The sequence below is a fragment of the Enterobacter sp. JUb54 genome (assembly GCF_014298075.1).
Lineage (GTDB): Bacteria > Pseudomonadota > Gammaproteobacteria > Enterobacterales > Enterobacteriaceae > Klebsiella > Klebsiella lignicola.
In genome coordinates this window covers 3,343,483-3,366,702 of the sequence record NZ_CP060418.1, presented here as the reverse complement: position 1 = coordinate 3,366,702, position 23,220 = coordinate 3,343,483, and the positions used below count along the sequence as shown (strand labels likewise).

Annotated in this window: 26 protein-coding genes; 9 read left to right on the top strand and 17 right to left on the bottom strand. The window is 57.4% G+C overall.

Features of this window, described 5'->3' with window-relative positions:
- Positions 1-5 precede the first annotated feature (5 nt).
- The 11 genes from cutD to HF679_RS15485 form a co-directional block, all read right to left on the bottom strand.
- Entirely contained in the window at positions 6-977 is a 972-nt protein-coding gene (gene cutD, locus HF679_RS15535) for a choline TMA-lyase-activating enzyme (RefSeq protein ID WP_123757686.1), read from the bottom strand.
- Positions 978-1,004: 27 nt separating this feature from the next.
- The gene (cutC, locus tag HF679_RS15530; RefSeq protein ID WP_154144423.1) at positions 1,005-4,397 is read right to left on the bottom strand and encodes a choline trimethylamine-lyase; all 3,393 of its coding nucleotides are present in this window, start codon (positions 4,395-4,397) and stop codon (positions 1,005-1,007) included.
- 25 nt (positions 4,398-4,422) lie between these two features.
- Positions 4,423-5,589 (bottom strand): 1-propanol dehydrogenase PduQ, encoded by a 1,167-nt coding sequence (locus tag HF679_RS15525; RefSeq protein WP_123757684.1) that lies wholly within the window; start codon positions 5,587-5,589, stop codon positions 4,423-4,425.
- Positions 5,590-5,603: 14 nt separating this feature from the next.
- Positions 5,604-5,861 carry a EutN/CcmL family microcompartment protein gene (locus HF679_RS15520; RefSeq protein WP_123757683.1) on the bottom strand — a complete coding sequence of 86 codons (258 nt, stop codon included), beginning with the start codon at positions 5,859-5,861 and terminating at the stop codon, positions 5,604-5,606.
- Positions 5,862-5,887: 26 nt separating this feature from the next.
- Positions 5,888-7,483, bottom strand: a complete 1,596-nt coding sequence (locus HF679_RS15515; protein WP_123757682.1) for an acetaldehyde dehydrogenase (acetylating) — start codon at positions 7,481-7,483, stop codon at positions 5,888-5,890.
- Positions 7,484-7,536: 53 nt separating this feature from the next.
- Positions 7,537-7,815 carry a BMC domain-containing protein gene (locus HF679_RS15510; RefSeq protein ID WP_015585230.1) on the bottom strand — a complete coding sequence of 93 codons (279 nt, stop codon included), beginning with the start codon at positions 7,813-7,815 and terminating at the stop codon, positions 7,537-7,539.
- 14 nt (positions 7,816-7,829) lie between these two features.
- Complete coding sequence (locus HF679_RS15505; protein WP_041143877.1) at positions 7,830-8,114, bottom strand: BMC domain-containing protein; 285 nt, start codon at positions 8,112-8,114, stop codon at positions 7,830-7,832.
- A gap of 16 nt (positions 8,115-8,130) precedes the next feature.
- Positions 8,131-8,409, bottom strand: coding sequence for a BMC domain-containing protein (locus tag HF679_RS15500; RefSeq protein WP_010634659.1), 279 nt, complete (start codon positions 8,407-8,409; stop codon positions 8,131-8,133).
- A 405-nt stretch (positions 8,410-8,814) separates the two neighbouring features.
- Entirely contained in the window at positions 8,815-9,333 is a 519-nt protein-coding gene (locus tag HF679_RS15495; RefSeq protein ID WP_123757681.1) for a FidL-like protein, read from the bottom strand.
- Positions 9,330-10,166 (bottom strand): transcriptional regulator, encoded by an 837-nt coding sequence (locus HF679_RS15490; RefSeq protein WP_123757680.1) that lies wholly within the window; start codon positions 10,164-10,166, stop codon positions 9,330-9,332. Before HF679_RS15490 ends, HF679_RS15495 begins: the two co-directional genes overlap by 4 nt.
- A 63-nt stretch (positions 10,167-10,229) precedes the next feature.
- Positions 10,230-10,814 carry a TetR/AcrR family transcriptional regulator gene (locus HF679_RS15485; protein ID WP_123757679.1) on the bottom strand — a complete coding sequence of 195 codons (585 nt, stop codon included), beginning with the start codon at positions 10,812-10,814 and terminating at the stop codon, positions 10,230-10,232.
- A 244-nt stretch (positions 10,815-11,058) separates the two neighbouring features.
- Between HF679_RS15485 and HF679_RS15480 the strand changes: the two genes are divergently transcribed.
- The 3 genes from HF679_RS15480 to HF679_RS15470 all read left to right on the top strand — a co-directional run bounded on the left by HF679_RS15480 (position 11,059) and on the right by HF679_RS15470 (position 12,247).
- Positions 11,059-11,478 carry a FosA family fosfomycin resistance glutathione transferase gene (locus HF679_RS15480; protein WP_123757678.1) on the top strand — a complete coding sequence of 140 codons (420 nt, stop codon included), beginning with the start codon at positions 11,059-11,061 and terminating at the stop codon, positions 11,476-11,478.
- Positions 11,479-11,670: 192 nt separating this feature from the next.
- The gene (locus HF679_RS15475) at positions 11,671-11,958 is read left to right on the top strand and encodes a BrnT family toxin (protein WP_123757677.1); all 288 of its coding nucleotides are present in this window, start codon (positions 11,671-11,673) and stop codon (positions 11,956-11,958) included.
- Positions 11,945-12,247, top strand: coding sequence for a BrnA antitoxin family protein (locus HF679_RS15470; RefSeq protein ID WP_123757676.1), 303 nt, complete (start codon positions 11,945-11,947; stop codon positions 12,245-12,247). The genes HF679_RS15475 and HF679_RS15470 overlap by 14 nt, the downstream gene beginning before the upstream one ends.
- Before the next feature lie 243 nt (positions 12,248-12,490).
- On the opposite strand, the gene HF679_RS15465 is transcribed toward HF679_RS15470, so the two are convergent.
- Positions 12,491-13,915, bottom strand: coding sequence for a PLP-dependent aminotransferase family protein (locus HF679_RS15465; protein WP_123757675.1), 1,425 nt, complete (start codon positions 13,913-13,915; stop codon positions 12,491-12,493).
- A gap of 177 nt (positions 13,916-14,092) precedes the next feature.
- On the opposite strand from HF679_RS15465, the gene HF679_RS15460 reads away from it, so the two are divergent.
- The 4 genes from HF679_RS15460 (at position 14,093) to HF679_RS15445 (ending at position 17,020) form a co-directional block, all read left to right on the top strand.
- Positions 14,093-14,257, top strand: a complete 165-nt coding sequence (locus HF679_RS15460; RefSeq protein WP_123757674.1) for a DUF1127 domain-containing protein — start codon at positions 14,093-14,095, stop codon at positions 14,255-14,257.
- A gap of 170 nt (positions 14,258-14,427) precedes the next feature.
- A complete protein-coding gene (locus tag HF679_RS15455; RefSeq protein WP_123757673.1) occupies positions 14,428-14,892 on the top strand; it encodes a MarR family winged helix-turn-helix transcriptional regulator in 465 nt (154 codons plus the stop codon).
- Positions 14,893-14,898: 6 nt separating this feature from the next.
- Entirely contained in the window at positions 14,899-15,966 is a 1,068-nt protein-coding gene (locus tag HF679_RS15450; RefSeq protein ID WP_123757672.1) for an HlyD family secretion protein, read from the top strand.
- Positions 15,956-17,020 carry a DUF2955 domain-containing protein gene (locus HF679_RS15445; RefSeq protein WP_123757671.1) on the top strand — a complete coding sequence of 355 codons (1,065 nt, stop codon included), beginning with the start codon at positions 15,956-15,958 and terminating at the stop codon, positions 17,018-17,020. Before HF679_RS15450 ends, HF679_RS15445 begins: the two co-directional genes overlap by 11 nt.
- A 2-nt stretch (positions 17,021-17,022) precedes the next feature.
- Here the strand turns inward: HF679_RS15445 and HF679_RS15440 are convergent, their stop codons facing one another.
- The 5 genes from HF679_RS15440 to HF679_RS15420 all read right to left on the bottom strand — a co-directional run bounded on the left by HF679_RS15440 (position 17,023) and on the right by HF679_RS15420 (position 20,535).
- Positions 17,023-17,271 carry a DUF3343 domain-containing protein gene (locus tag HF679_RS15440; protein WP_123757670.1) on the bottom strand — a complete coding sequence of 83 codons (249 nt, stop codon included), beginning with the start codon at positions 17,269-17,271 and terminating at the stop codon, positions 17,023-17,025.
- Positions 17,268-18,035: a putative 2-hydroxyacyl-CoA dehydratase activator YjiL gene (yjiL, locus tag HF679_RS15435; protein WP_123757669.1), complete on the bottom strand. Its 768-nt coding sequence runs from the start codon at positions 18,033-18,035 to the stop codon at positions 17,268-17,270. The genes HF679_RS15440 and yjiL overlap by 4 nt, the downstream gene beginning before the upstream one ends.
- A gap of 9 nt (positions 18,036-18,044) precedes the next feature.
- Positions 18,045-19,199 (bottom strand): double-cubane-cluster-containing anaerobic reductase, encoded by a 1,155-nt coding sequence (locus tag HF679_RS15430; protein ID WP_123757668.1) that lies wholly within the window; start codon positions 19,197-19,199, stop codon positions 18,045-18,047.
- 109 nt (positions 19,200-19,308) lie between these two features.
- Entirely contained in the window at positions 19,309-19,548 is a 240-nt protein-coding gene (locus HF679_RS15425) for a DUF2164 domain-containing protein (protein ID WP_123757667.1), read from the bottom strand.
- A gap of 60 nt (positions 19,549-19,608) precedes the next feature.
- A complete protein-coding gene (locus HF679_RS15420; RefSeq protein WP_123757666.1) occupies positions 19,609-20,535 on the bottom strand; it encodes a LysR family transcriptional regulator in 927 nt (308 codons plus the stop codon).
- A 222-nt stretch (positions 20,536-20,757) separates the two neighbouring features.
- On the opposite strand from HF679_RS15420, the gene HF679_RS15415 reads away from it, so the two are divergent.
- A complete protein-coding gene (locus tag HF679_RS15415) occupies positions 20,758-21,990 on the top strand; it encodes a dicarboxylate/amino acid:cation symporter (protein WP_187042188.1) in 1,233 nt (410 codons plus the stop codon).
- A 37-nt stretch (positions 21,991-22,027) separates the two neighbouring features.
- Positions 22,028-23,218 carry a cystathionine beta-lyase gene (metC, locus tag HF679_RS15410; RefSeq protein WP_123757664.1) on the top strand — a complete coding sequence of 397 codons (1,191 nt, stop codon included), beginning with the start codon at positions 22,028-22,030 and terminating at the stop codon, positions 23,216-23,218.
- Positions 23,219-23,220: the final 2 nt, after the last annotated feature.

Genomic DNA, 23,220 nt, shown 5'->3' with positions numbered 1-23,220 from the left:
TCCTGTTAATGGCGGACTAAGCGGATATCAAAATCGAACTGCGTGAAGAACGTCTCCAGCTGGCTCAGCTCTTCGGGTGAATAAGACGGGTCCTGGGTAATGGGATAGGGCATATCCAGACGCTCATATTTTTTGCGCCCCAGTTGGTGGTACGGCAGCATGTCGATGCGGCGGATATTCCCGCGCTTCGCCAGCTTCTGCACATAATCAATGGCCCCGGTAATCGCATCGAATGAGTCGTTATATCCCCGCACCAGCGGCATGCGCACAATCACGTTGGCGCCGGAATCCACCAGCCATTCCAGATTGCGGCGAATACCTTCATTGCCGATGCCAAATAACGCTTTATGGTGCTCGCTGTTAATTTGCTTAATGTCGAATAAGAAGGTGTCGGTGACCGGCGCCAGCTTTTGGTAATTGGCCAGCGAGGTGGTGCCCTGGGTTTCGACGGCGGTATTGAGCATCATCTTTTTGCATTCGCTGAACAGGGCCACGGCAAAATCGGTCTGCAGGCTCATCTCGCCGCCGCCGATGGTTACGCCGCCGCCGGAGGCAATATAGAAGTCATAATCCTGCATGATGACCTCCATCAACTCGCTGACGGTGACGTCTTTGCCCATAATATCCAGCGCGTTCTGGGTGCAGATCTCTTCGCACTTGCGACAGCCGATACAGTCTTTATTGCGATCGACGAAGTGCTTCATTTCGCCGTTTTCTTCCGCCCGGTAATGGACTCCGGCCGGGCAGACGTTGACGCAGTCGCCGCAGTTAATGCATTTGTCGTGCGAGAACATCACCTGAAACTGGCTGGTCAGCCCTTCCGGGTTGGCACACCACGGGCAGCGGATATTGCAGCCTTTGAAAAAAACCAGCGTGCGAATCCCATCGCCGTCGTAGATCGAATATTTCTGAATGTTGAAGATTCGCCCGGTTAATTCTTTATTCACGCTTGCCTCCAGAAAAAATTGCCAGGACATCCTTGTCCAAAAACGTCCGTGTCTTTATCAGAACTTCTCGATGACCGTACGGCTGATAATCTCGTCCTGAACCTCTTTGCACAGCTCCACGAAGTAGGCGCTGTAGCCGGCGACGCGGACGATCAGGTCGCGATATTTTTCCGGCTCCTGCTGGGCTTTTTTCAGCACTTCGTTATCGACATAGCTGAACTGCATCTGGCCGTTGCCGAGAATCGACGCCGTGCGCAGCAGGGTGATCAGGCCATGGCGTCCTTCCGGGGTATCGAGCAACCCTTTGAGGAATTTGAAGTTATGCACCATGCCGATATTCATGGTCTCGACGTTCATCTTGCTCACGGACTTGATGATGGCGGTCGGGCCTTGCTTGTCCGCGCCCTGCGTCGGGCTGATGCCATCGGAAAGCGGCATCCAGGCCAGGCGCCCGTTCGGCGTGGCGTTGGTCAGTTCGCCAATCGGCGTGTTGTTGGAGATGGACAGCGTGCCGTGGCTGAGGGTGGAGTAGAGCATCTGGTACTGACGGCACTCACGCTCGGTCCACTCGGTGATATCCAGCGCGTACTGGTCAACGTAGTTGTCGTCGTTACCGTATTTCGGTGCGTTCAGGCAGTCGCGGCGCAGCGCTTCAAAGCCTTCGAAGTTCGCCAGCATCGCGTCGCGCATCTGCTCGAGGGTGTATTTCTTATCCTCAAACACCAGCTTGCGGATGGCGGCGAGGGAGTCGACGTAGGTCGCCAGGCCGGAGAAGATAAGCCCAGGTCCGTGGTTGACCATCGCACCACCGGCGGCGACGTCTTTGCCACTTTCCATGCAGCCTTCCACCAGCAGCGACATCAGCGGTTTCGGCGCCACGTCGCGGTGTACGCGCTGGCTGATCACCGTGCCAATCGCGGACAGACGCACGATATGGGCAATCTGTTTTTTCACTGCCGCATCAAACTCTTCGAAGGTGTGCAGGTCGCGCAGGTCGCCGGTATCCAGCCCCTGATAGCTATCAAACAGCACCATCCGGCCGCGGTTGAGCACGAACTCGATGGCAATAGGCCACTGGGTGTAGCCGGTGGAGGTCCACTGGTAGATACGGCCGGATTTCTGCGGCTCTACGCAGCCCATCAGGCAGTAGTCGCGGGCGTCTTCAAAATCGAAGCCCTTGCGCAGCATCATCTTGATATGAGAATCATCAAAGTGGCAGGCCGGGAAGCCCATGCCCGCTTTCACCACGTCGACGATTTTTTCCATATATTTTTGCGGCGACTGGTTGTGAATGCGGCAGGCCAGCGACGGCTGGTAAACCTTCACGAAGCGCACGGCATCCATAATCAGGTAGGTCAGGTCGTTACAGGCATCGCCGCCGCTGCGCTTCTGGCCGCCGACGGTCAGGTTGATAAACGGCTGGTAGCCGGCAAAGTATTTCGCCCCCAGCTCGCTGGACATCCACATCAGCTCGGCGCACTTGATAATAAACGCCTGCATCATCTCCAGCGCGCTTTCGTGGGTCAGGCGGCCTTCGCGAATATCGGCTTCAAACATCGGGTAGCAGTACTGGTCAACACGCCCCAGCGACAGGCCGGTCTGGTTCTCTTCAATTTCGAACAGCGATTCCACGGTCCAGATACTTTGCAGCGCTTCCTGCAGGGTTTTCGGCGGGTTCGCCGGAACGTTGTGGTTCACTTCGGCAATGGTCAGCAGTTCGGCGCGACGCTGAGCATTCTGCTCAAGGGCGGCCAGCTCACGGGCGCGGGCGGCGATACGGTGAGAGTAGTTAATCACCCCTTCGCAGGTTTCAATCGCCGCTTTGTAGTAGTAGATGCGGTCGATATCTTCCGGGTTCTCCATGCTCAGCTGCGCGAGATGCGCCTCGGCATCGGCTTTAATACCGTTCATCCCTTTGGTGAACAGCAGCACGTCATAGCCCGGGCAGGTGTCGCCGCCGCCGTTGATCTGGTGGTAGGAGAGGTCGCTGACGAAGGTCTCGCCGCTAAACGCCCAGACGCCCGCTTCGCGGTACTGTGCTTCGCAGATCTCATCCAGCGAACGGCCTTCCCAGAACGGCACGATCTCTTCGCGAATGGTTTTTTTATCTGCTTCGCTGATCTCAAACGGATCCTGTGGGCGGGTGCTCATGGTATCGAGTTCGTCACGCACCCAGCGCCAGGCGATATCCGGCGAGAAGGCGCCAGCACGCGGTTTGCCGCACGGATGACCGACGATCAGCTCGTCGTCCTGAATCAGAATCGGCGCGGTTTCGCAGGCGTGACGGAAGGCTTTGGCACGCAGCAGAATCGTTGGCATGCCGGGGTTGGCTTTCACCACCTCGGTAAAGGCCAGCGCGCGGTAGATGGACACGCTCGGGCGTACCGTCAGGTAATGGTTGCGCAGGCGCAGCATACGCGGCGTCAGCCCTTCCGCCGTCGGGGTGTCGCAATCGGCGGCAAACGGTACGGATGAGACGCTCCGGGCGCCGCTGAACAGGCGAACCGGCAGGTTCAGGGCGCTCAGGTTGCGCTGGGCGCAGAGGAACAGGCCGGAGAGTTCGTTGATGATAACGTTGGCGTCATCGAGGCGCGCGCCGTGCCGCAGGGCATCGAACATCGGGTAGCCGTCGATCGCGCAGGGGGCGCGGACGTCGCTCAACTGTGCCAGTTTGAACCACAGGCACTCTACGATTTCATACGCCTGCTGCGGCGTCAGGAGACCGCTGGCGATGTCGCGTTGATACCACGGCAGCAGAACTTTATCGGCGCCTTCCGGGTTGACCGCGTAGCTGCCGTTATCCAGCTGCAGCGCCAGCTGGAACAGATAGAAGGCCTGGCAGGCTTCTTTAAAGTTGCGTGCCGGGTGGGCTGGCACCTGATGCAGGATCGCCGCGCTTTCACGCAGTTCGGCCTGGCGGTAGGGGTTACTTTCTGCCGCGGCCAGCGTTTCGGCGCTGGTGGCCAGCTTTTGTGCCAGGGTGAGCAGCGCGTCGCAGGCGTACAGGGCGGCGCGGCAGCCGTTCACTTCATCCATGCCGCTGCGGCTGACGGCGCTGCCGAGGCTGCGGGTTTTCTCTTCCAGCTGATGTTTAATCGCCAGCACGCCCTGCTCGACAATCAGCCGGTAGTCCGGCGAGTCCAGCTCACTGCTGAGATTGAGGAAGCGAAACGCCGACGGGCGGTGGGCGGCGCTTTCATCGTGGAAAATGGCCCCGCGCGGTTTGCGAGTCTGGTCGCCGACAATCAACTCATCGGGGCTGATGACAACCGGCAGCTGGCGCATCAGTTCATAGAAGCGGCGCGCCGGTTTGACGACGGCGGGAATACCCGCGATATCGCCATCGAGGGCGTTCAGCGTGGCGGCATGCTCGGTGCACAGAGTGCTTTTTTGTGAGAGTAAACGTTCAGCCAGCACGGTGACGCGCGGCGTTAAGCTGTAGTGTGCCATGGGTAAGGTTCTCCAAATCTTGTTATCAGTCGCCCTGAACGGCGACGCCGCTCTGGTGCCCGGTCCAGGCCCGGCGATAAATCCCGGTTAACGCACAGGCGTCCGGCGTACGTGGGTTGGTCGGCGTACAGCTGTCGCGCAGCGCCTGGCCAACCATCTCTGCCAGTCGTTGTTCGAATTCGGTAGCATCAACGCGGGTCTCCCCGATGCCGGTCGGCATGGTCATTTCATCTTTGAGCGCCTGAATCGCCACCAGCAGGCTGGCGACGCCCTGGCGCGTGGTGACCGCAGGCAGGTCCAGCAGGTGGGCCAGTCGGGCATATTTGTGGGCGGCGTCGGTGTCGCACTGCCCTTGGTAATCTGCGTTCCATGCCACCACTTCCGCCATTAACAGGGCGTTAGCGCGACCGTGAGGAACATGGAAGATGCCGCCAAGCGCATGGGCCAGACTGTGGGTGATGCCTAGCGACGCGTTGGTAAACGCCATCCCCGCCATGCAGGAGGCGTTGTGCATCTTTTCGCGGGCCAGCAGGTTGTCGCCGCTCCGCCAGCAGGTAGGCAGGTAGCGGAACACCTGCTGCACCACTTTCTCAGCCAGCGCATCGGAAAAGTCGCTGGCGGCGCGGGAGACATAGGCTTCCAGCGCGTGGCACAGCACGTCCATTCCGGTATCGGCGGTGATGGCGGGCGGTACGGAGGCCACCAGCGCCGGGTCGAGCAGGGCGATATCCGGCAGCAGTGTCGGGTCCACCAGCACCAGTTTTTCGTTGTGGGCTTTGACCACCGAAAACGCCGTGACTTCAGAACCGGTACCGCTGGTGGTCGGGATCGCCACGAAGCAGGGGCGCTGGCGTTCGGCCTGCGGGCGGGTTTGCGCCAGGGCGAAAATAACCGCTTTGGCCGCATCAATCACCGATCCGCCGCCCAGCGCCACCACCAGGTCCGGATAGCAAGCATCCATCAGCTTCATACCGCGTACGATGGTGGCAATATCCGGGTCGGCAACCACGTCGTCCCAGACCTGGAAGGCGATGCCGCGCTGGCGCAGGATCTGCGTGACGCGATCGGCGAGGCCAAACGTGATCATCGCCTGGTCGGTGACCAGCAGAACGTGGCGGGCGGGCAGCTCGTTCAGGACCGACAGGGCGTCCTGACCAAAGCAGATCCGGGGTTTCAGCAAAAATTCACTCATTGGGTTATTCACTCCTAAGCGTCCCGAAACACGTTCTCGACAATGGCAACCACCGACATGGCTTTGTAGTGCGCCTGGTTGAGCGCGAAATACGCTTCAGCCAGGACGATGTCGTGCATGCCGGCGCCGACGCTATCGACGGCGACCCAGGTCTGGTCCTTCATTGGCTGCTGGTTATCGTCTAATTTGACGATCAGCAGCAGGTTGCTACCGCGTAGCTCAGCGCATTTCTGCGTGGCGACGACATGGCCGACTACCTTTGCGAGAATCATCGTTTTTATCGCCTTATATCAGTGTGTTACTTGCCAAGACGTTCCAGCACCTGGCGGATGACGCGCTCTACGTTTTGCTCGTTAATCTCGCTGTGTTCCCCGGCGGTTGCGGGAACGGCAAAGCGGTCATCGGCCTGGGCATCGTGGGCCACCGCCGCCGGAGCGCGGAAACGTTGGTCGTCGACGATGCTGTGGTGCGGGTTACTGCTCGGGGTGACGATGGCTGGCTGCGGTTCCGGGCGGCTGCCTGGGGCGCGCAGTTCATCAATGGATCGCACGCCGTAGCCTACTTTGCGGATGTTAAGCAGGTTCATCGGCCCGACGTTATCGGAGCTGGAGCCGCCGCCGACCGCGCCGCAGCCGAGGGTCAGCGCCGGGGTAATATTGGTGGTCGCCCCGATGCCGCCCAGCGCCGCCGGGGTGTTGATCAAAATGCGGTTCACCGGTTTTTCGAGACAGAACTGGCGGATTACATCCTGGTTGCGGGTATGGATAACCAGCGTATGGCCGAGGCCTTCGTTGGTCAGCAGCTCCATCACGCGGTGGCAGGCTGCTTTCCAGTCCTCTTCGACATACAGGCCGAGTACCGGGCACAGCTTTTCGCGGGAGTAGGGATTCTTGTGGCAGACGGTGGTCTGCTCGGCGATCAGCACTTTGGTGCTGGCGGGGACGCTGAAGCCGGCAAGCTGGCTGAGATAGAGGGCGGTTTTGCCGACCACTTTCGGGTTAATGGTGCCGTTCGGGCGCAGCAGCAGCGCCGCCATTTTGGCCGCTTCAGCTTCATTCATGAAGTACGTACCCTGGGCTTCCAGCTCACGATGCACTTCATCGTAAATGCAGCGTTCGACGATGATCGACTGCTCAGAAGCGCAGATCACTCCATTATCGAAGGTTTTACTGGTGATAATATCTTTCACCGCATGGTGAATATCGGCGCTACGTTCGATAAAGGCCGGGCCGTTCCCCGGGCCGCCGCTGATGGTCGGCGTGCCGGAAGCGTAGGCCGCCCGCACCATGCCTTCACCGCCGGTGGCGAGGATCAGTGAGACCTCTTTGCTGTGCATCAGCTCAGAGGTGGCATCCAGCGTCAGTTCGGTGATGCCGCTGACGCAACCGGCCGGTGCACCTGCCGCTTCGGCGGCGCGGGCGACGATCTCAATCGCTTTCCAGCTGCACTGGCGTGCCCCCGGATGCGGGGAGAAGATAATCGCGTTGCCGGCTTTCAGGGCGATCAGCGTTTTATAGATCACGGTAGAGGTCGGGTTGGTCGACGGGACCAGCGCACAAATCACGCCCAGCGGCACGCCCACGTCCATCACTTTTTTAAGCGGATCGTCATGAATGATGCCGACGGTCTTCATATCTTTGATGGCGTCGTAGACGCGCAGCGAAGCGAAACGGTTCTTCAGCACTTTGTCCTGCCAGTTGCCGAACCCGGTTTCTTCCGCGGCCATTTTCGCCAGCGTTTCGGCGTGGTGCGCTGCTTCCTGGGCCACGTTTTTCACGATGGCGTCGATTTGTTGCTGCGAAAAGGTGGCCAGAATCGCCTGAGCCTTTTTGGCGTTGCGCACCAGTTCCCGCGCGTTCTGGCGGGACTGCAAATCGTTATCCAGTTCAATCATGAGTCTATCCTTCATCAGACGAAAAGAGTGGGGACGGGGCGCGCCCTGTCAGGTCATGCCTTGTGCTGCGACGCGATTTTTTCGATATCGTTGTGCGGGCGGGCAATGACGCGAGAGGTGACCACTTCGCCGATGCGTTTGGCCGCTTCCACGCCGGAGTCAACGGCAGCGTTAACGGCGCCGACATCGCCTTTCACCATCGCGGTGACCAGACCGGAGCCGACGTTTTCATAGCCAATCAGCTCGACGTTGGCGGCTTTGCACATCGCATCTGCTGCTTCAATGCAGGCCACCAGACCTTTGGTTTCAATGAGACCAAGTGCTTCTTTCATCATGTTGTCTCCCGTTATTCCGCGACTTTGTAATGCGCGACGATTTTGTTGATGTCGTTATGTGGACGGGCGATAACCAGTGAGGTCACCACTTCCCCGATGCGCTGTGCGGACTCCACGCCGGAATCCACCGCCGCCTTGACCGCGCCGACATCGCCTTTCACCATCGCGGTGACCAGCCCGGAGCCGACGTTTTCATAGCCAATCAGCTCGACGTTGGCGGCTTTGCACATCGCATCTGCCGCTTCAATGCAGGCCACCAGACCTTTGGTTTCAATCAGACCTAATGCATCACCCATTTGCGTTCTCCCGGCCTTAAGCCTTGTGTTTAATGACGATTTTGTTGATGTCGTTATGCGGACGGGCGATAACCAGCGAGGTCACCACCTCGCCGATGCGCTGCGCCGATTCCACGCCGGAATCGACCGCGGCTTTGACGGCGCCGACGTCGCCCTTCACCATGACGGTGACCAACCCGGAGCCGATGTTTTCATAGCTAATCAACTCGACGTTGGCGGACTTGCACATCGCATCCGCCGCTTCAATGCAGGCCACCAGGCCTTTGGTTTCAATAAGCCCCAATGCATCACCCATGGTGATTTCCTCCAGAACAGGTTTTGTGATTCGGGAAAACCGTCCGCGTAACGGCGTCAACACGCGGTAGCGGCGTTCGAAAGTCACTATAGGGCGTAGGGAGATAAGTGAAATTTAAATTCACCAGGCGGCTGTTTTTAGTTTTTTGTTCTGCTATTTAGCGTTTGCGAACGCTGTATTTATCTGTTTGTGCTGATTTGTCGTGAAGGATTTGGTGCTGGATATGGCGGTTTTTGCTTCGCAGAAGCGGGCGATGGGGAATGTTAACGGGATGCTAATTTATTGCGGAGGAGGGGTAATTTAACCCTCTTTAAAGTGTGGCTATGATCGTGTTTTTTCGCGGAGGCTGAAAGCAAAAAGTGCGCTTTTCGGACGCGGGGCGGCGAGCAATATTGCGTGGCGGGATTAATCGAGCTGGCTGCCGGATTTCAGGGTGCAGACAAACAGCGGCGAATTGATGGAGCTGAGCAGGATCGCTTTCTCGTTGAGCTTCTGGGCATTGAGAAACAGGCCGTCATGGCTGTCGGACATCTCACGCATAAAGTAGGCAAAGATAACGTCCGGGGACTCGTCGATGGATGAGGCGCTGGATTCCCACTTGCTGATGCGGTAGTGACGCTCGGTGGGGGAGATGCGTTGGCTGCTGTAGTTAAATTTGACGTAGCGTTGCAGATAGAGCCAGCCGGCGGCGGAGTCGGTATAACCCTCCACGACCATTGAGCCTTTCCCGCCGGCGGCAAAATTGAAATGAATATTGCCGTTAACGTTCTCTTTATCCATGTTCTCGAAACGCATGATGGCTTTGGTCGAGCAGCTCATCACGCCCTCTTTTTCTACAGGCAGCAGTTTCCAGGTGCTGACGCCGGCGGCGGCGATAAACACCAGGGCGGAGAAGGCGAAGAAGGAGCGTGGCGCGAGTTTCATTGCGGCTTCCAGGAGTAGTAGAAATAGTTATCGCAATAGCTGAACGGGTTGTCTTCATGCATGGCGCAGTGGGCGAGGAACACCCGGCCGAGGCCGTTGGTTTCCAGCCTGTCGCCGTAGAAAAAGACAAAGCGTTCGCCGGGCTTACACTCCAGCTTCAGCCGTTGGCGCACTTCATCAAAATTGGCGCCGTAGGCGGTGCCCGATACGGAGCGCAGCATCTCGTCACTGGCCAGCAGCTCACACTGGCTATGGCGCATCTGGGTCAAAGTAATCGGCCGGGGCGGCGCATGGCCGACGAAAGCGCTTATCACCAGCAGCAGGGCGATGACCAGCAGGCAGACGCCGGCAAGGTACCAGCAGGTCCCCCGGCGATGGCCCGGCGGGGGCGTTTTTTGTGTTTCTGCCAGCGGTGTGCCGGGCTGTAGGGGCGGTTGCGCATCTGGCACGTGATTCACCTCAGCAGCGGCGGTAGTCGTTGCTGGTGGTATCGCCGGCGCGGCGTCCATGAGGTCGATGGTGATCTCGGGATTCAGCTGCAACATGCCGCGCGACACGGTGACGATGATGTTATCGATATCGTAGTGGCGGAAGGTTTTACGCAGCATGCTCAGATACTGGTTGAGGTTGCTGTTGGATGAGGTTAACCCGTTGTCATCCCATACTTTTTTCAAGACCTCATTGCGGCTGATAACGCCGGTGTGGCACAGAAAATAGTACAGCAGCGCGCTGGCGGTGATGGACAACTGGCTGTCTGGTTCATTGCTCCCCGGGAGGGTGAGGGTGCCGTCCGTTGCATCATAAATCAGACTGGCATTGATGTTGTAGCGCATCGCGGCCTCGATCTCAGCGCCTGTCTCATCAGGCTATGTTGTTATCAGTCTGGCGCGACAGCCTCACGCCGGCAGCGTCATTCTCGTCAGATCGCTCACTAGCGACTGGCGATGATCGGCGTTCATGGTTGGTCCCTCCGTCAGCTCTGACAGCCAGATGCCGTCTGCCGCATAGCGCACCAGGGTACCAGTGTGGCTGTTATCCAGCGCATCGCCCTGTGCCAGGTGGGCCAGCATCCAGTCACGCCAGCATTTTCGCAGTACCGGCTCATCCGGCATGGCCAGCGACAGCACCATCAGCTGACGGCTTTCGTGGGTTCCGGTCAGCTCGGGAGCGGACAAATAGTGCAGATAAGCGCGTGTAAAGCGGCCATAAGAGAGATTATCTGCCGCCATCAGTTCTGAAATAGCCTCTTCCATAATGGCCAGCAGGCGGGCGAACAGGGCAAAGATCAGCGCCTGCTTGTTGGGGAAGTGATGCAGCAACCCGCCTTTACTGACCCCGGCCTCGCGCGCGACGGCGTTCAGCGAGAGCGAGGCGATGCCATCCCTGCCGGCAATCATTGCCGCCGATTCCAGCAGCTGCTGATGCAGACGCGCGGGATCTTTTTTCCGATGCTGAGTTTCCGTATTCATGGGCGGGATCATACCGACCAGACGGTATGATTATTCTTGATAGCGATCAAGATGAGGGCCAGCGTGATGACGTGGATTGTCGTTATTGCGCGGAGGCTCACAAATCGTCATATAAATCACGGTGATATCTGCGGCATTATCAATATCTGTTTATTTTGCTGCCATATTTCCGCTTTATGCTGGTGGAGAGGAATGGATTGGACAGGCTGATGCGCTGGCTGCGCCAGCAGATTGTGAGGTCATGAGAGGATAAGTCATGTTAAGCGGATTGAATCATCTGACCCTGGCGGTCAGCGAACTGGCGTCGAGCATCGTGTTTTATCAGCAGCTGTTAGGGATGAAACTGCACGCCCGTTGGGACAACGGCGCCTATCTCTCCTGCGGCGATCTGTGGCTGTGCCTGTCGCTGGACCCGCAGCGGCGTGTGACCCCACCGGAAAAGAGCGACTACACCCATTACGCATTTAGCGTCGCCGAAGCCGATTTCGCCGGGTTTGCCGCGCGACTGGAGGTGGCGGGCGTGGCGGTGTGGAAGGTGAACCGTAGCGAAGGAGCATCGCATTACTTCCTCGACCCCGACGGCCACAAGCTGGAGCTGCACGTCGGCAGCCTTACCCAGCGCCTGGCGGCGTGTCGCGAGCAGCCCTATAAAGGCATGGTGTTTTTTGACGAGTGAAGGGAAGCACGTCGCGGCAGAACCGGTGAGCGCCACTCCCCGGAGGCGGCGCTTCGCGCCTTGTCCGGGCTACCAACGGCGGGGCATCTTTACACTTTCCATGATGTAAATGTGAGGTTATTTCCAACACGAACAGTATAATCGCCAGATAATTGTATATACTTTTTCGTATATACAACCAGGACGGATGTTATGCCTTTAGAGTTTGAATGGGATGCAAACAAGGCAACGAGCAATCTAAGAAAACATGGGATCCGGTTTGAGGAAGCGATGTTGGTTTTTGACGATCCGCGCCATCTCACCCGCCAGGATCGTTATGAAAACGGTGAATATCGGTGGCAAACCATAGGCCTTGTTCATGGGATCATCGTTATCCTGGTTGCGCACTCGATCCGTTTTGAAAGTGGTTCCGAGGTTGTTCGAATAATCAGTGCCCGGAAGGCCGACAGCAAAGAGAGGAATCGTTATGAGCGTGGTTAAACATAAAGGCGATAATCCGGCTGTGATGACGGCCCAGCGGGAAGCTGAGCTTAACGCGCTGGCAAACAAAACGGATGATGACATTGATTACAGCGACATTCCCGCTTCAGATGATGAGCAGTGGTCAGATGCGGTACGCGGTAAATTCTATCGGCCGCTAAAAACCCAGGCCTCGGTGCGCATTGATGCCGATGTGATGGAGTGGCTTAAACGCCCGGGAAAAGGTTATCAAACGCGATTGAACGCGATTTTAAGAGAAGCGATGATTCGCGACCTTAACAAGAAATAACCTGTCCCCGGAGCTTGTCCGGGCTACTAACGGCGGGGCATCTGTAACCCCGGTAAGCACAACTCCCCGGAGGCGGCGCTTTGCGCCTTGTCCGGGCTACCAACGGCGGGGTGTCTGTCGCCCCGGTAGGCACAGTCCCCCGGAGGCGGCGCTTCGCGCCTTGTCCGGGCTACCAACTACCAACGGTGGGGTATCTGTAGCCCCGGTAAGCGCAGCGCAACCGGGGTTCAATATGCGATAGCCTTATTCTGGCGCCTGTTCCATCGCGACTTTTACCGCCATTCCCAACTGGACCATCACCTCGCGGTGCTTTTCAACCGGCGGCAGTGCGCAGTTGATTCGCAGACAGTTACGGTATTTCCCTGAGGCTGAAAACAGCGATCCCGGCGCGACCTGGATTTTCATGCGGCACAGCTGCTGGGCGACGCAGACCATATCGACATGTTCAGGCAGCTCCACCCACAGCATATAGCCGCCTTTCGGGCGGGTGACGCAGATCCCGCAGGGGAAATATTCCCGCAGCCAGCAGGTGTAAATCTCCATGTTGCGCTGGTAGATCTGGCGCATACGCCGCACGTGGCGGTGGTAGTGTCCTTCACGAATAAAGGTGGAGGCCGCCAGCTGCGTGGAGGGAACGTTGGTACCGCTGGCGGCGTATTTCATCTGCAGCAGACGATCGTAATAGCGGCCCGGCGCGATCCAGCCGATGCGTAGACCCGGTGCGATAGTCTTGGTAAACGAGCTACAGAGAATTACCCGACCGTCGATATCCCAGGAATGGATCGTACGCGGACGCGGGTAATCGGTGGCCAGTTCGCCATAAATATCATCCTCAAATATCACAATATCGTGGCGCTGAGCGAGGGTCAGGATCGCGCGTTTACGGGCATCCGGCATGATAAACCCCTGCGGGTTGTTGCAGTTAGGCACCAGGATCACCCCTTTGATCGGCCACTGCTCCAGCGCCAGTTCCAGCGCTTCGATACTGATCCCGCTGTCCGGATCGGTCGGGATCTCGATGGCTTTGATCCCCAGCCCGCGTAGCAACTGCATCGTGCCGTAATAGGTGGGTGATTCGACGGCGACGATATCACCGGGCTGGCACACCGACAGCAGGGCCAGAGACAGGGCGTTGTGGCAGCCGCTGGTCATTATCAGATCGTTGGCGGTGACCACGGAACCACCGTCGAGCATCAGGCGGGCAATCTGTTCCCGCAATTCGCGACGCCCCGCCAGTTCGTCATAGTTGAGCACTTCGCTGAGATTATGCTGTATCACCCGGCTGAGTTCGCGCCAGAGTGGTTTCAGGCTGGGCTGGGTGACATCCGGTGAGCCGCCGCCGAACGGAATTATCGATTTGTCATTACGCGCGTCGAGCATGGTCAGCACCTGATCCCACTGGGTGATCTCGACCGGGCGCTGCACCGGACGCGACATCGGCGGCACCGGCGGCTGGGCCTTACGCGGGGCGACAAAATAGCCGGAGCGAGGCTGCGGGGTGATCAGCCGCTGCTGTTCCAGGGTCTGGTAGGCCTGCTGGACGGTACTGATGCTGACGCCGTGCTCCTGACTCAGATTGCGCACCGAAGGCAGCTTTTCGCCGTCGCGATACAGACCTTGTTCTATACGTTCCGCCAGCAGATTGGCCAGATGTTGGTAACGCGTCATGCTGTATCCCTTGTTGTCGCCATACAGATAAATAAACCAGTACAGATGGGTGGAGAAAACGCCACGCAGATACCGTTTTAGCCAATCTGTATGTTAAAGAAAAGTGTTTTGTGCATCTGTATTGTTGGGCCTCGGATCCGTGAAGATAAAGCCTCTGGCAAGGTGAGGAGGTGGAGTATGGAATTTCATGAGAACCGGGCAAGACAGCCGTTTATCGGCTTCATTTTGATGGGGCGGATGATCAGAAAATGGTGGATCAGGCAGAGAACGCGGCGGGTATTGCAGCGAATGAGCGACGAACAGCTGAAGGACGTAGGATTGCGGCGGGATCAGGTCAATTAAAAAATGCGATCTGGCTGGTCCCCCCGGTAAGCGTAGCGCCATCGGGGGATTCCCTGATGGCGGCGCGAATGCATTCACAATATTTATCAATTGATGCTGCCATGTCGGCTGTTTCTTGATACTTACCCTGATAAGTATTATTTTCTTCTCAGCTTACTGAGGAAAGAAACATGACCGAAGACGAACTGTTCGCCCGCCGCCCGATGGGGATGCGGATGGCGATGGTAGTACGCCAGTGGCGTGCGACCATCGACGCTGCCATCACCGATACCGGCCTGACTCAGTCAAGCTGGACGGTACTGATGCAGCTGCATCAACTGGGGTGCAACGTTTCGGTCAGCGAACTGGCGGAAGTGCAGGGCATTGAACTGCCGCCGCTGATGCGCACCCTCACGCAGCTTGAAAACCAGGGCTACCTGGTGCGTTCAACCTCTCCCTATGACAAACGCATACGTCTGCTGACGCTCACGGCGGAAGGTCGCTCGACGCTGGAAACGCTGAACCGCGTGATTGAGGTTTATCAGGCCCGCGTCACCCGCACCATTCCCGAGGCTGACCTCGAGACTTTCAGTGCCACATTAAATCAAATCGCCTGCAATTTGCGGACAATCCGCGAAGAAGATAACAAGATCTAACACACTATGATGACGCCAGAACAAAAGTTTGCCCGCTGGGTAAGGGTGAGTATTGCCGCTTTCCTTGCCATATTCGCCTGGTTTATTGTTGCCGATATCTGGATCCCGCTGACGCCGGATTCAACCGTGATGCGGGTGGTGACGCCGGTATCGCCTCGGGTCTCCGGCTACGTATCCCAGGTCTATGTCCACAACAATAGCCAGGTGAAAAAAGGCGATCTGCTCTATGAGCTGGATCCCACGCCGTTTATCAACAAAGTCCAGGCCGCGCAGATTGCCTTTGAACAGGCGAAGCTGAGTAACCAGCAGCTGGATGCGCAGATTGCCGCCGCGCGTGCCAACCTGCGCACGGCGCAATACACCGCCCGCAACGATAAAGTGACCCTTGACCGCTATCAGCGCCTGAGCACCATGCAAAACGTCTCGCAATCGGATCTGGATAAGGTGCGCACCACCTGGCAGACCAGCGAGCAATCGGTCAGCGCGCTGAATGCCAGCATTCAGAACCTGCTGATCCAGCGCGGAGAGCGCGACGATAGCCGTAACGTGACGCTGCAAAAATACCGCAACGCGCTGGAAGAGGCGCAGCTCAATCTGGGCTGGAGTAAAGTCCATGCGGAAACGGACGGGATGGTGAGCAACCTGCAGCTCAATCCGGGCCTGTATGCCACGGCCGCCACGCCGCTGCTGGCGCTGGTCAGCAACCATACCGATATCGTCGCCGATTTCCGCGAAAAAAGCCTGCGCCATACCGCCGTAGATACCGATGCCGCCGTGGTCTTTGACGCCCTGCCGGGCAAGGTGTTTCCGGCACACGTTACCAGCAGCGACGCCGGGATTTTAGCCGGTCAGGAAGAGGTCAACGGCCAGCTCTCGCAGCCGGAGCAATCCACGCGCTGGGTGCGTGATGCCCAACGTATGCGTATTCATGTGGCCCTCGATGCGCCGCTGGAGAAAGCGCTGCCGACCGGTGCGCGAGCCACGGTACAGCTCTACAACAGCGACGGGCCGTTCGCCCGCACCTTTGCTGGCCTACAGATCCATCTGGTGAGCCTGCTGCATTATGTCTATTAATACGCTGGCGCGCGTCTTCACCCCGCACGGCAATATCGTCTACACGGCGAATGATTTCCGCCAGACGCTGCGTATCGCCTTTGCCGGGATGATATCGCTGAGCATATCGACCTTCTACGACGTGCAGTACGGCGTTTTCTTCGTGGTCTACCCGCTGATGCTGCTGTCGCTGGTGCCGGTATTCAACCGGCACGTCGCCAGGCAGTTTATCTTCAGTGCGGCGGTGAACTGCGTTGAAATGGTGCTGATCGTCGGCTATTTGTCGCAATGGCCGATTGTTATGACGCTGGTGGTGTTTGGCCTCTACGTGATGCGTTTTCGCTTTATGAGCCAGGGTCCGCTGTTCCTGCTGGGGTCGATGGGCGTGGTCTGTCAGAGCACCATGCTCAACTTTATGAGCTATACCAGCAGCAACTGGCACACGCTGCTGTTCTCGAATATGGAAGCCTGCGTGATGGCGGTGGCGCTCAGCGCCTTGATGAATTACCTGATCCCCGACGTCGAACCGCGTAAGCCGCCGCCGAGGATCGAGAAAGATGCCGCCCGCGTGCGCCACGAATCGCTCCTCTCCGGCACCGTTGCGACCCTGATTTTTGTGGTCTTCCAGATGTGCGATCTTAGCGATTCTCTCTCGGCGCTGATGGCCGGGATCCTGATTTTATTCCCGATGCACTATCGCGGCGCGGTGATCAGTTCGGTGTGGCGTGTGGTGGGGGTGGTGCTCTCCTGCCTTTATATCCTGGTGGTGCAGCTGCTTATCTACGATTTCAGCAACCATATGGTATTGATGATGCCGCTGATTGGCCTGGGCCTGGCCTTTAGCGCCCGCCTGCATGTGATGGAAAAGGTCGGCGCCGGGGTGGGCTTTGCCAGTATCACCACCATCGGGATTATGTTCGGCCAGAACCTGCATCCGGACCAGGATCTGATCTTCAGCGATCTCTACCGCATCACTTCGGTGACGACATCGCTGATCGTGACCCTGACGCTGGTCTTTCTGGTCCACCGCATCCTCAACTGCTTTGCCCCGACGCGTTTTATCTTCAGCGAATAGCTTCAGGCCGGCCAGGTCGATACACAGCGCCATTCGTCGTCATCGTGGCGATAAATGGCGGCCGTCTGGCCGGGGATAACCCAGCGGGTTTCTTCCCCCAGTGGGCAATGCAGCAGGATGCACAGCCCGCAGCCGCTGCGCAGCTGGCGCGGAATATCCTGCACCTGAAAGGGGATGTCCGCCGCCTGCAGGGCTTTGCGGGTCCGGACCACGCCCACCGTCGAATGGAATAAAAACAGATGCGCCGTCATCGTTGCCGCCTCTGGCGCTGGCCGATGCAGGCGGCGCCCACGGCGCCGGCGAACTGGGCATCCGGGTGGCGGTGCACCGTCATGCCGAGATGGTTTTCCAGCATGCGGGCAAAGGTCGCGCAGTGGCTGACGCCGCCGGTAAACAGCAGCGGCCCCTCGGTCGACAACCGGGCGATAAAATGGGCGCTGCGTCTGGCCATGGCGTTAACCACACCGGCAAGAATCGCTTCCGGCGAAACGCCCACCGAGCGCAGGCTGATCACTTCCGATTCGGCGAAGACCGTGCACATGCTGGTGATGGCGTGAGGCGCGACGTCCTCGATGATGGTATCCAGTTGCTCCACGCTGGCGCCGAGGGTGCGGGAAATGACGTCGAGAAAGCGCCCGGTCCCCGCCGCGCATTTGTCGTTCATCAGGAAATCGCTGAGATTGCCGGCGTCATCTAACTGGATAACCTTGCTGTCCTGACCGCCGATATCAATCACCATGCGGGTTGCCGGAGCCAACAGACGCGCTCCAAGCCCATGACAGGAAATTTCCGTCACCTGCTTATCGGCAAAATCCACCAGCTGGCGGCCGTAGCCGGTTAAGGTCAAAAAAGGGCGTTCGGCCAGCCCGGCGCTGAGGGCCTCCCACGCGTCGACAATGGCGTCGGCGGGGCGAAACGGCGTCGGGCAGATGAAACGGCGCTGAATCACGCCGTCAGCCAACAGGATGCCTTTGGTCGTCGTGGAACCTGAATCAATACCTACTGTAAACACCACAACCCTTCCTTAGAGCATCTCAATAAACGCCGCGACGCGGGTGCTGAGCTGGCCGATATCAGCCGTTGAATAGTCGGTTTCAATCGCGATATAGGGAATGTTGTGCTGCTGGCGGACGTGGCGTTTAATCGCCAGCGATTCCACCGCATAGGTGTGGCAGGCTTGTAAAATCACGTCCACGACGCCATCCGCCTGGTACTCCTCGACCATCTGGCTGAGCAGGGTCAAGCGCTGGTCGTTGGGCGAGATGCAGGAGCAGCCGATGGCGAGGTATTTGTCGGTCAGGGCGTCGTAGACGTCGCCGGTCTCATCCACGCAGCGTTCGGTGGCCTTGGCGCCGGTGCAGTTTTCAAAGCCGACCACCCAACCGCCATGCTCTTCGATGGCGCGCACCACTTTTTCGGCCGCGCCGCCAATCGGGCAGCCGGTGATGAGGATCCGCGGGCGCGGCGCCAGCCGTGTGCTGCCAGACTGCCACTGCTGACGAACCTGCTCAGCCATGGCGTTAAGCTCGTCGATCAGTGCCGTTTTGTCGAAACGAAAGGTCGCGCCGTAGACCACTTTCAGTATGTCGCTGCCGCTGAGCGCGGGCGGATTCAGTTGCCCGACGCGGTAGAAATTCGCCAGCGCCCGGCGCTCGCGGTTCTTGAGCGCGACGGCTTCACGCAACGCTGCTTCAGTCACCGGCGTGCCAAAACGCGCTTCCACCGCCTGCTGCAAACGCACAATTTCCGCCTTCCACAGCGCGCGGGAAGCGGCATCGCTGGCGCTGTTTGGCAGCTGCATCACGTGGACCGCTTTAAATTCCGCCATGTATTCATACATTTTCTTTTTGCCGTCGCAGGTCGTTTCGCCGACCACGAGGTCCGAAAAGTAGAAGTAGGGGCATTTGTCCGTTTTGCCAAAGCCATAGCTGCTTTTAATTAGCGGACAGAGATTGCGCGGCAGGTCTTTTTCCGCCTCTTCGATGGTTTCGTCGGAGGTGGAGCACAGCGAGATAACGACGGCGCCCGCCGCCATCGGGATCTCCTGGGGCATAAAGGTGCAGTAGGTCCCCACCAGCGGAATATTGCGCTCTTTGAGTTCCATCACGGTAAGAAAGCCCTTCTGGCGGGCTTCGGAGAACTGATCAAAAATGGCGGGCAGGTCGGTAATAAGCGACATGGTTTTCCTTCCCCGTACACGGGAGATGATGAAAGTGTTCGCATTATAACCATGATAATTGTGCGTGTTTATTGATCTCCCGCCCATGTCGGGCTATCGCGCCATCGCGCTAATAGACTTTTTTCAAATCCATCTCTTCCTGAATGCGTTCGCTGTAGGCGACATGGGTGCGAATCGCCTCTTCAATGCCGGCGTTATAGAACATTGGCCCCAGCTCTTTCGCGATAAAATCGACAAAGAATTCGGCGTCAAACTGCTCCAGTTCAAGGTCAAAATTCTTTTCGCAGTAGGCGCATAGCTTTTCGCGTAACAGGTCGCGTTCGGCGGAGGTCAGGTTGATGTCAGCCATTTTTAGCTCCTTAAAAGGGGTCTGAAGTCACCATAAAATACGGATCGCAGGAGGCTGGCGCTAGTGCGGGATCCAACTGTCCCATGCCGGCACCGGGCCTAATTCTGCCACCAGAAAATCGATAAACGATCGTACCTTAGGATTGCTGTATTTGCTGGGGAAATAGAGCGCATACAGGGTATGCGTTTCGCAGGTAATGGTGCCATCGAGGATCAGCGGCGTGACCTCTTCTTTCTGAATATGATCGCCGATCAAATAGGTAGGAAGGTAGGCCACCCCCTGATCTTCAAGGACCGATTTTAAGAGCACCAGGCTGCTGTTGGCCTGGATCGGCATGTGCAGTTTCAGCTGATGCAGACGATCCTGCTCATCGGCCACCTTCAGGACTGGCGTCAGACCGGGGTACACCAGGCAGTCATGATTCACCAGATCGCTGCGTCTTACGGGCATGCCTTTCTTCGCAAGGTAGCCTGGCGATGCGCAATAGGCCCAGCGGATGGGGACCAGCTTGCGCATGGCGTAGTTTTGCGGCGGGGCGGTGGAAATACGTAAGGCGATGTCAAAATCGGTGTCATTGAGATTGACGAAATTATCGTTCAAATCGATATAGAGATTCACATCGGGATATTGCTGACGATATTTATCCACCAGGTTGACCAACCGGGAGTAACCAAAGGCAATAGAACAGGTAATACGTAATTCACCCTGCGGACTGTGATAATAGCCGGAGGTGGTATTTAAGGTGTCATCAAACTCTTTTAGTAACTTATTGGCGCGATTAAACAAATATTGCCCGGCATCGGTCAGGGTAATACTGCGGGTGGTGCGTTTAATTAAGGTGGTTCCCAGAGTATCTTCCATCGCGGAGAGGCTTTTGCTGACCGCCGAGGGGGAGACGTTAAGCTGTGCGGCGGCTTCTGATAGTCCTCCGCAGTCGACAATCTTAATAAAAAACTCCAGGTGCTTTAACGAGACAGGATTGCTCATTCTTTCCTTTAATTCACAAGTGATTTGCAAAAACGGTACGAATGAGCCGTTACATTCGCGTGTAAATCATGTGACTATTGAATCACAGGAAACAACTTGCTGGCAAAATGAAAAAATAACAAGTTAAGTGAGTTGCATCACAAAATAAAAGGAGGCGGCCCAGAAAGTTATTACTTTGTGAATTTCATCTCATCAATATAATTTTAATTAAAGGTACCGGTTATGTGGTCACGACTCGAACCCTACAAATCTTCTATTATTTTATTAATTGCTCTGGTGATTGGCGGCCTGACAGGTATTTACGCCCCGGGGCTGGCTGGTAAACTGCAACCGATAGGTCAGATATTCCTCAACCTGTTATTTATGATTATTGTTCCGCTGGTGGGTATCAGCGTGATGTCGTCGATTGCCAGTATGACCGACCTGAAAAGGCTGGGGCGTATTATGGCGATTATCTTTATTGTCTCGATCGCGATGGCGTTTATTCCGGCAGCAGGTATCGTGGCGCTGGCGTTATGGTACAACCCGGCGCAGGGCGTCACTATCGATCTCTCGCAGTCGGTACAGGCGGGCAGCGGGCAGATGGATTTTGTCAGCATGATTACCACCAGCGATTTTATTGGGCTGTTTTCGAAGTCCAATATTCTGGCGCTGATCGTGATGGCGATTATTGCCGGCGTCGCCATTGGGCAATCTGAGCAGGTGGGTAAACGCATCGCCTCGCTGCTGGAAGATGCCAATACCGTCATTATGAAGATTGTCTCGATCATTATGAAAGTCGCGCCAATCGGCCTCGGCTGCTACTTCGCCGCGACGATGGCCAGCCAGGATTCCGGGCTGTTGCTGACCTTTGCGCGGGCGATTGGCCTGTTTATGGTGGCCACGCTGGTCTATTTTATCTTCGGGTCCATTTTATATTCCTGGATCGGGGGCGGCATACCGGCAGTGAAGGCGTTCTGGCGCAATGCGGTGGAACCTTCTGCGACCGCGCTCGGAACCTGCTCCTCATTAGGGACGCTGCCCGTCACGCTGCGTGCCGGTAAAGCGATGGGCATTAACCCGGAAATCGTCGATGTCTCTATTCCGCTGCTGGTGAATCTCAATAAGGGCGGGGTGGCGATGATTGCCGCGCTGAAGATCGTCTTTATCTATTCGGTGCTGGGGATGGAATTCACCACCGAAACCTTCTTCCTGACCATGCTGATCGCCGTGCTCTCCGCCATCATCGTCGGCGGTGTGCCGGGCGGGGCCTTCCTCGGGGAAATTTTTATTGTCACCACGCTGGGACTGCCGATGGAAGCGATCCCGATGCTGGTGGTGCTCGGCACCATCACCGATGCCCCGGCTACCCTGATCAACGTAATTCATGATTTGAACGCCGCGCAAATTGTGGAGCGCTTCGCCGGAAAAAAGCAGGCACACACTGAGCTGAATTCCACGGCGGCTGCCGCATAAATTTGCCCACGGATAAAAGGATGTCACAGGAGACGTTATGAACAAGAAACTCAAACTCGACACGCAGTTAGTTATCGCCGGACGCGACAAGCGCTACACCCAGGGCGCGGTGAATCCGGTTATCCAGCGCGCCTCTTCACTGGTCTTTGAGACGGTGAAAGACAAAAAATTCGCCACCGCCAATCGTGCCAACGGCGAGTTGTTTTACGGCCGCCGCGGGACCTACACCCATTTTGCGTTTCAGCAGGCAATGAGCGAGCTGGAAGGCGGCGCGGGCTGCGCGCTTTATCCGTGTGGCGCTGCGGCGGTGACCAATGCCATTCTGGCGTTTGTACAAAGCGGCGACCATATCCTGATGACCGGCGCGGCCTATGAACCGACGCAGGATTTTTGCAATAAGATCCTCAGCAAATTCAACGTAGAAACCACCTATTACGATCCGTTGATCGGCGCAGACATTACTCGCCTGCTGCGCCCTGAAACGAAAGTGGTCTTTCTGGAGTCCCCCAGCTCGATCACCATGGAAGTACAGGATGTACCGGGCATGGTGCAAGCGATCCGCGCGGTGAATCCGGAGATCGTCATCATGATCGATAACACCTGGGCGGCAGGCGTGCTGTTCAGGGCGTTGGATCTCGGCGTGGATATCTCTATTCAGGCAGGCACCAAGTACATCGTTGGCCATTCGGATGCGATGCTGGGGACGGCGGTGTCCAACGCCCGCTGCTGGGATCGTTTACGCGAAAACTCCTACCTGATGGGCCAGACGCTGGATGCCGACACTGCCTATAACGGCAGCCGTGGGTTACGCACGCTGGCGGTGCGTCTTAAACAACATGAAACGAGCAGCATCCAGATCGCGCGCTGGCTGTCGGCGCGACCGGAGGTGGCTCGGGTGAATCACCCGGCGCTGGCCGAATGCCCCGGACACGCCTGTTTTCAACGTGACTTCACGGGCAGTTCAGGTTTGTTCTCTTTCATCCTGAAAAAACGGCTGACCGACGAGCAACTGGCGGCGTTTCTCGATAACTTTACCTTGTTCCATATGGCCTACTCCTGGGGCGGGTTTGAGTCACTGATTCTGGCGAACCAGCCGGAGGAGCTGAACAGCATTCGCCCGGCCGGGGATGTTGATTTCAGCGGGACGCTGATCAGGGTACATATCGGGCTGGAAGATGTTGATGACCTGATTGCCGATCTGGATGCTGGCTTTACCCGCATCGGCTAACT

Bases quoted from the DNA above. Each gene is read 5' to 3' on its own strand.
- HF679_RS15415 (WP_187042188.1), top strand. From the start codon at position 20,758: ATGTGGTCACGACTCGAACCCTACAAATCTTCTATTATTTTATTAATT.
- HF679_RS15475 (WP_123757677.1), top strand. From the start codon at position 11,671: ATGCCTTTAGAGTTTGAATGGGATGCAAACAAGGCAACGAGCAATCTA.
- HF679_RS15425 (WP_123757667.1), bottom strand. From the start codon at position 19,548: ATGGCTGACATCAACCTGACCTCCGCCGAACGCGACCTGTTACGCGAA.
- HF679_RS15460 (WP_123757674.1), top strand. From the start codon at position 14,093: ATGGAATTTCATGAGAACCGGGCAAGACAGCCGTTTATCGGCTTCATT.
- HF679_RS15525 (WP_123757684.1), bottom strand. From the start codon at position 5,589: ATGAGTGAATTTTTGCTGAAACCCCGGATCTGCTTTGGTCAGGACGCC.
- HF679_RS15490 (WP_123757680.1), bottom strand. From the start codon at position 10,166: ATGCGCTACAACATCAATGCCAGTCTGATTTATGATGCAACGGACGGC.
- HF679_RS15495 (WP_123757681.1), bottom strand. From the start codon at position 9,333: ATGAAACTCGCGCCACGCTCCTTCTTCGCCTTCTCCGCCCTGGTGTTT.
- cutC (WP_154144423.1), bottom strand. From the start codon at position 4,397: ATGGCACACTACAGCTTAACGCCGCGCGTCACCGTGCTGGCTGAACGT.
- HF679_RS15440 (WP_123757670.1), bottom strand. From the start codon at position 17,271: ATGACGGCGCATCTGTTTTTATTCCATTCGACGGTGGGCGTGGTCCGG.
- HF679_RS15505 (WP_041143877.1), bottom strand. From the start codon at position 8,114: ATGGGTGATGCATTAGGTCTGATTGAAACCAAAGGTCTGGTGGCCTGC.
- HF679_RS15445 (WP_123757671.1), top strand. From the start codon at position 15,956: ATGTCTATTAATACGCTGGCGCGCGTCTTCACCCCGCACGGCAATATC.
- HF679_RS15455 (WP_123757673.1), top strand. From the start codon at position 14,428: ATGACCGAAGACGAACTGTTCGCCCGCCGCCCGATGGGGATGCGGATG.
- metC (WP_123757664.1), top strand. From the start codon at position 22,028: ATGAACAAGAAACTCAAACTCGACACGCAGTTAGTTATCGCCGGACGC.
- HF679_RS15500 (WP_010634659.1), bottom strand. From the start codon at position 8,409: ATGGGTGATGCATTGGGGCTTATTGAAACCAAAGGCCTGGTGGCCTGC.
- cutD (WP_123757686.1), bottom strand. From the start codon at position 977: ATGTCCTGGCAATTTTTTCTGGAGGCAAGCGTGAATAAAGAATTAACC.
- HF679_RS15450 (WP_123757672.1), top strand. From the start codon at position 14,899: ATGATGACGCCAGAACAAAAGTTTGCCCGCTGGGTAAGGGTGAGTATT.
- HF679_RS15485 (WP_123757679.1), bottom strand. From the start codon at position 10,814: ATGATCCCGCCCATGAATACGGAAACTCAGCATCGGAAAAAAGATCCC.
- HF679_RS15510 (WP_015585230.1), bottom strand. From the start codon at position 7,815: ATGAAAGAAGCACTTGGTCTCATTGAAACCAAAGGTCTGGTGGCCTGC.
- HF679_RS15520 (WP_123757683.1), bottom strand. From the start codon at position 5,861: ATGATTCTCGCAAAGGTAGTCGGCCATGTCGTCGCCACGCAGAAATGC.
- HF679_RS15465 (WP_123757675.1), bottom strand. From the start codon at position 13,915: ATGACGCGTTACCAACATCTGGCCAATCTGCTGGCGGAACGTATAGAA.
- HF679_RS15515 (WP_123757682.1), bottom strand. From the start codon at position 7,483: ATGATTGAACTGGATAACGATTTGCAGTCCCGCCAGAACGCGCGGGAA.
- HF679_RS15420 (WP_123757666.1), bottom strand. From the start codon at position 20,535: ATGAGCAATCCTGTCTCGTTAAAGCACCTGGAGTTTTTTATTAAGATT.
- HF679_RS15430 (WP_123757668.1), bottom strand. From the start codon at position 19,199: ATGTCGCTTATTACCGACCTGCCCGCCATTTTTGATCAGTTCTCCGAA.
- HF679_RS15470 (WP_123757676.1), top strand. From the start codon at position 11,945: ATGAGCGTGGTTAAACATAAAGGCGATAATCCGGCTGTGATGACGGCC.
- HF679_RS15480 (WP_123757678.1), top strand. From the start codon at position 11,059: ATGTTAAGCGGATTGAATCATCTGACCCTGGCGGTCAGCGAACTGGCG.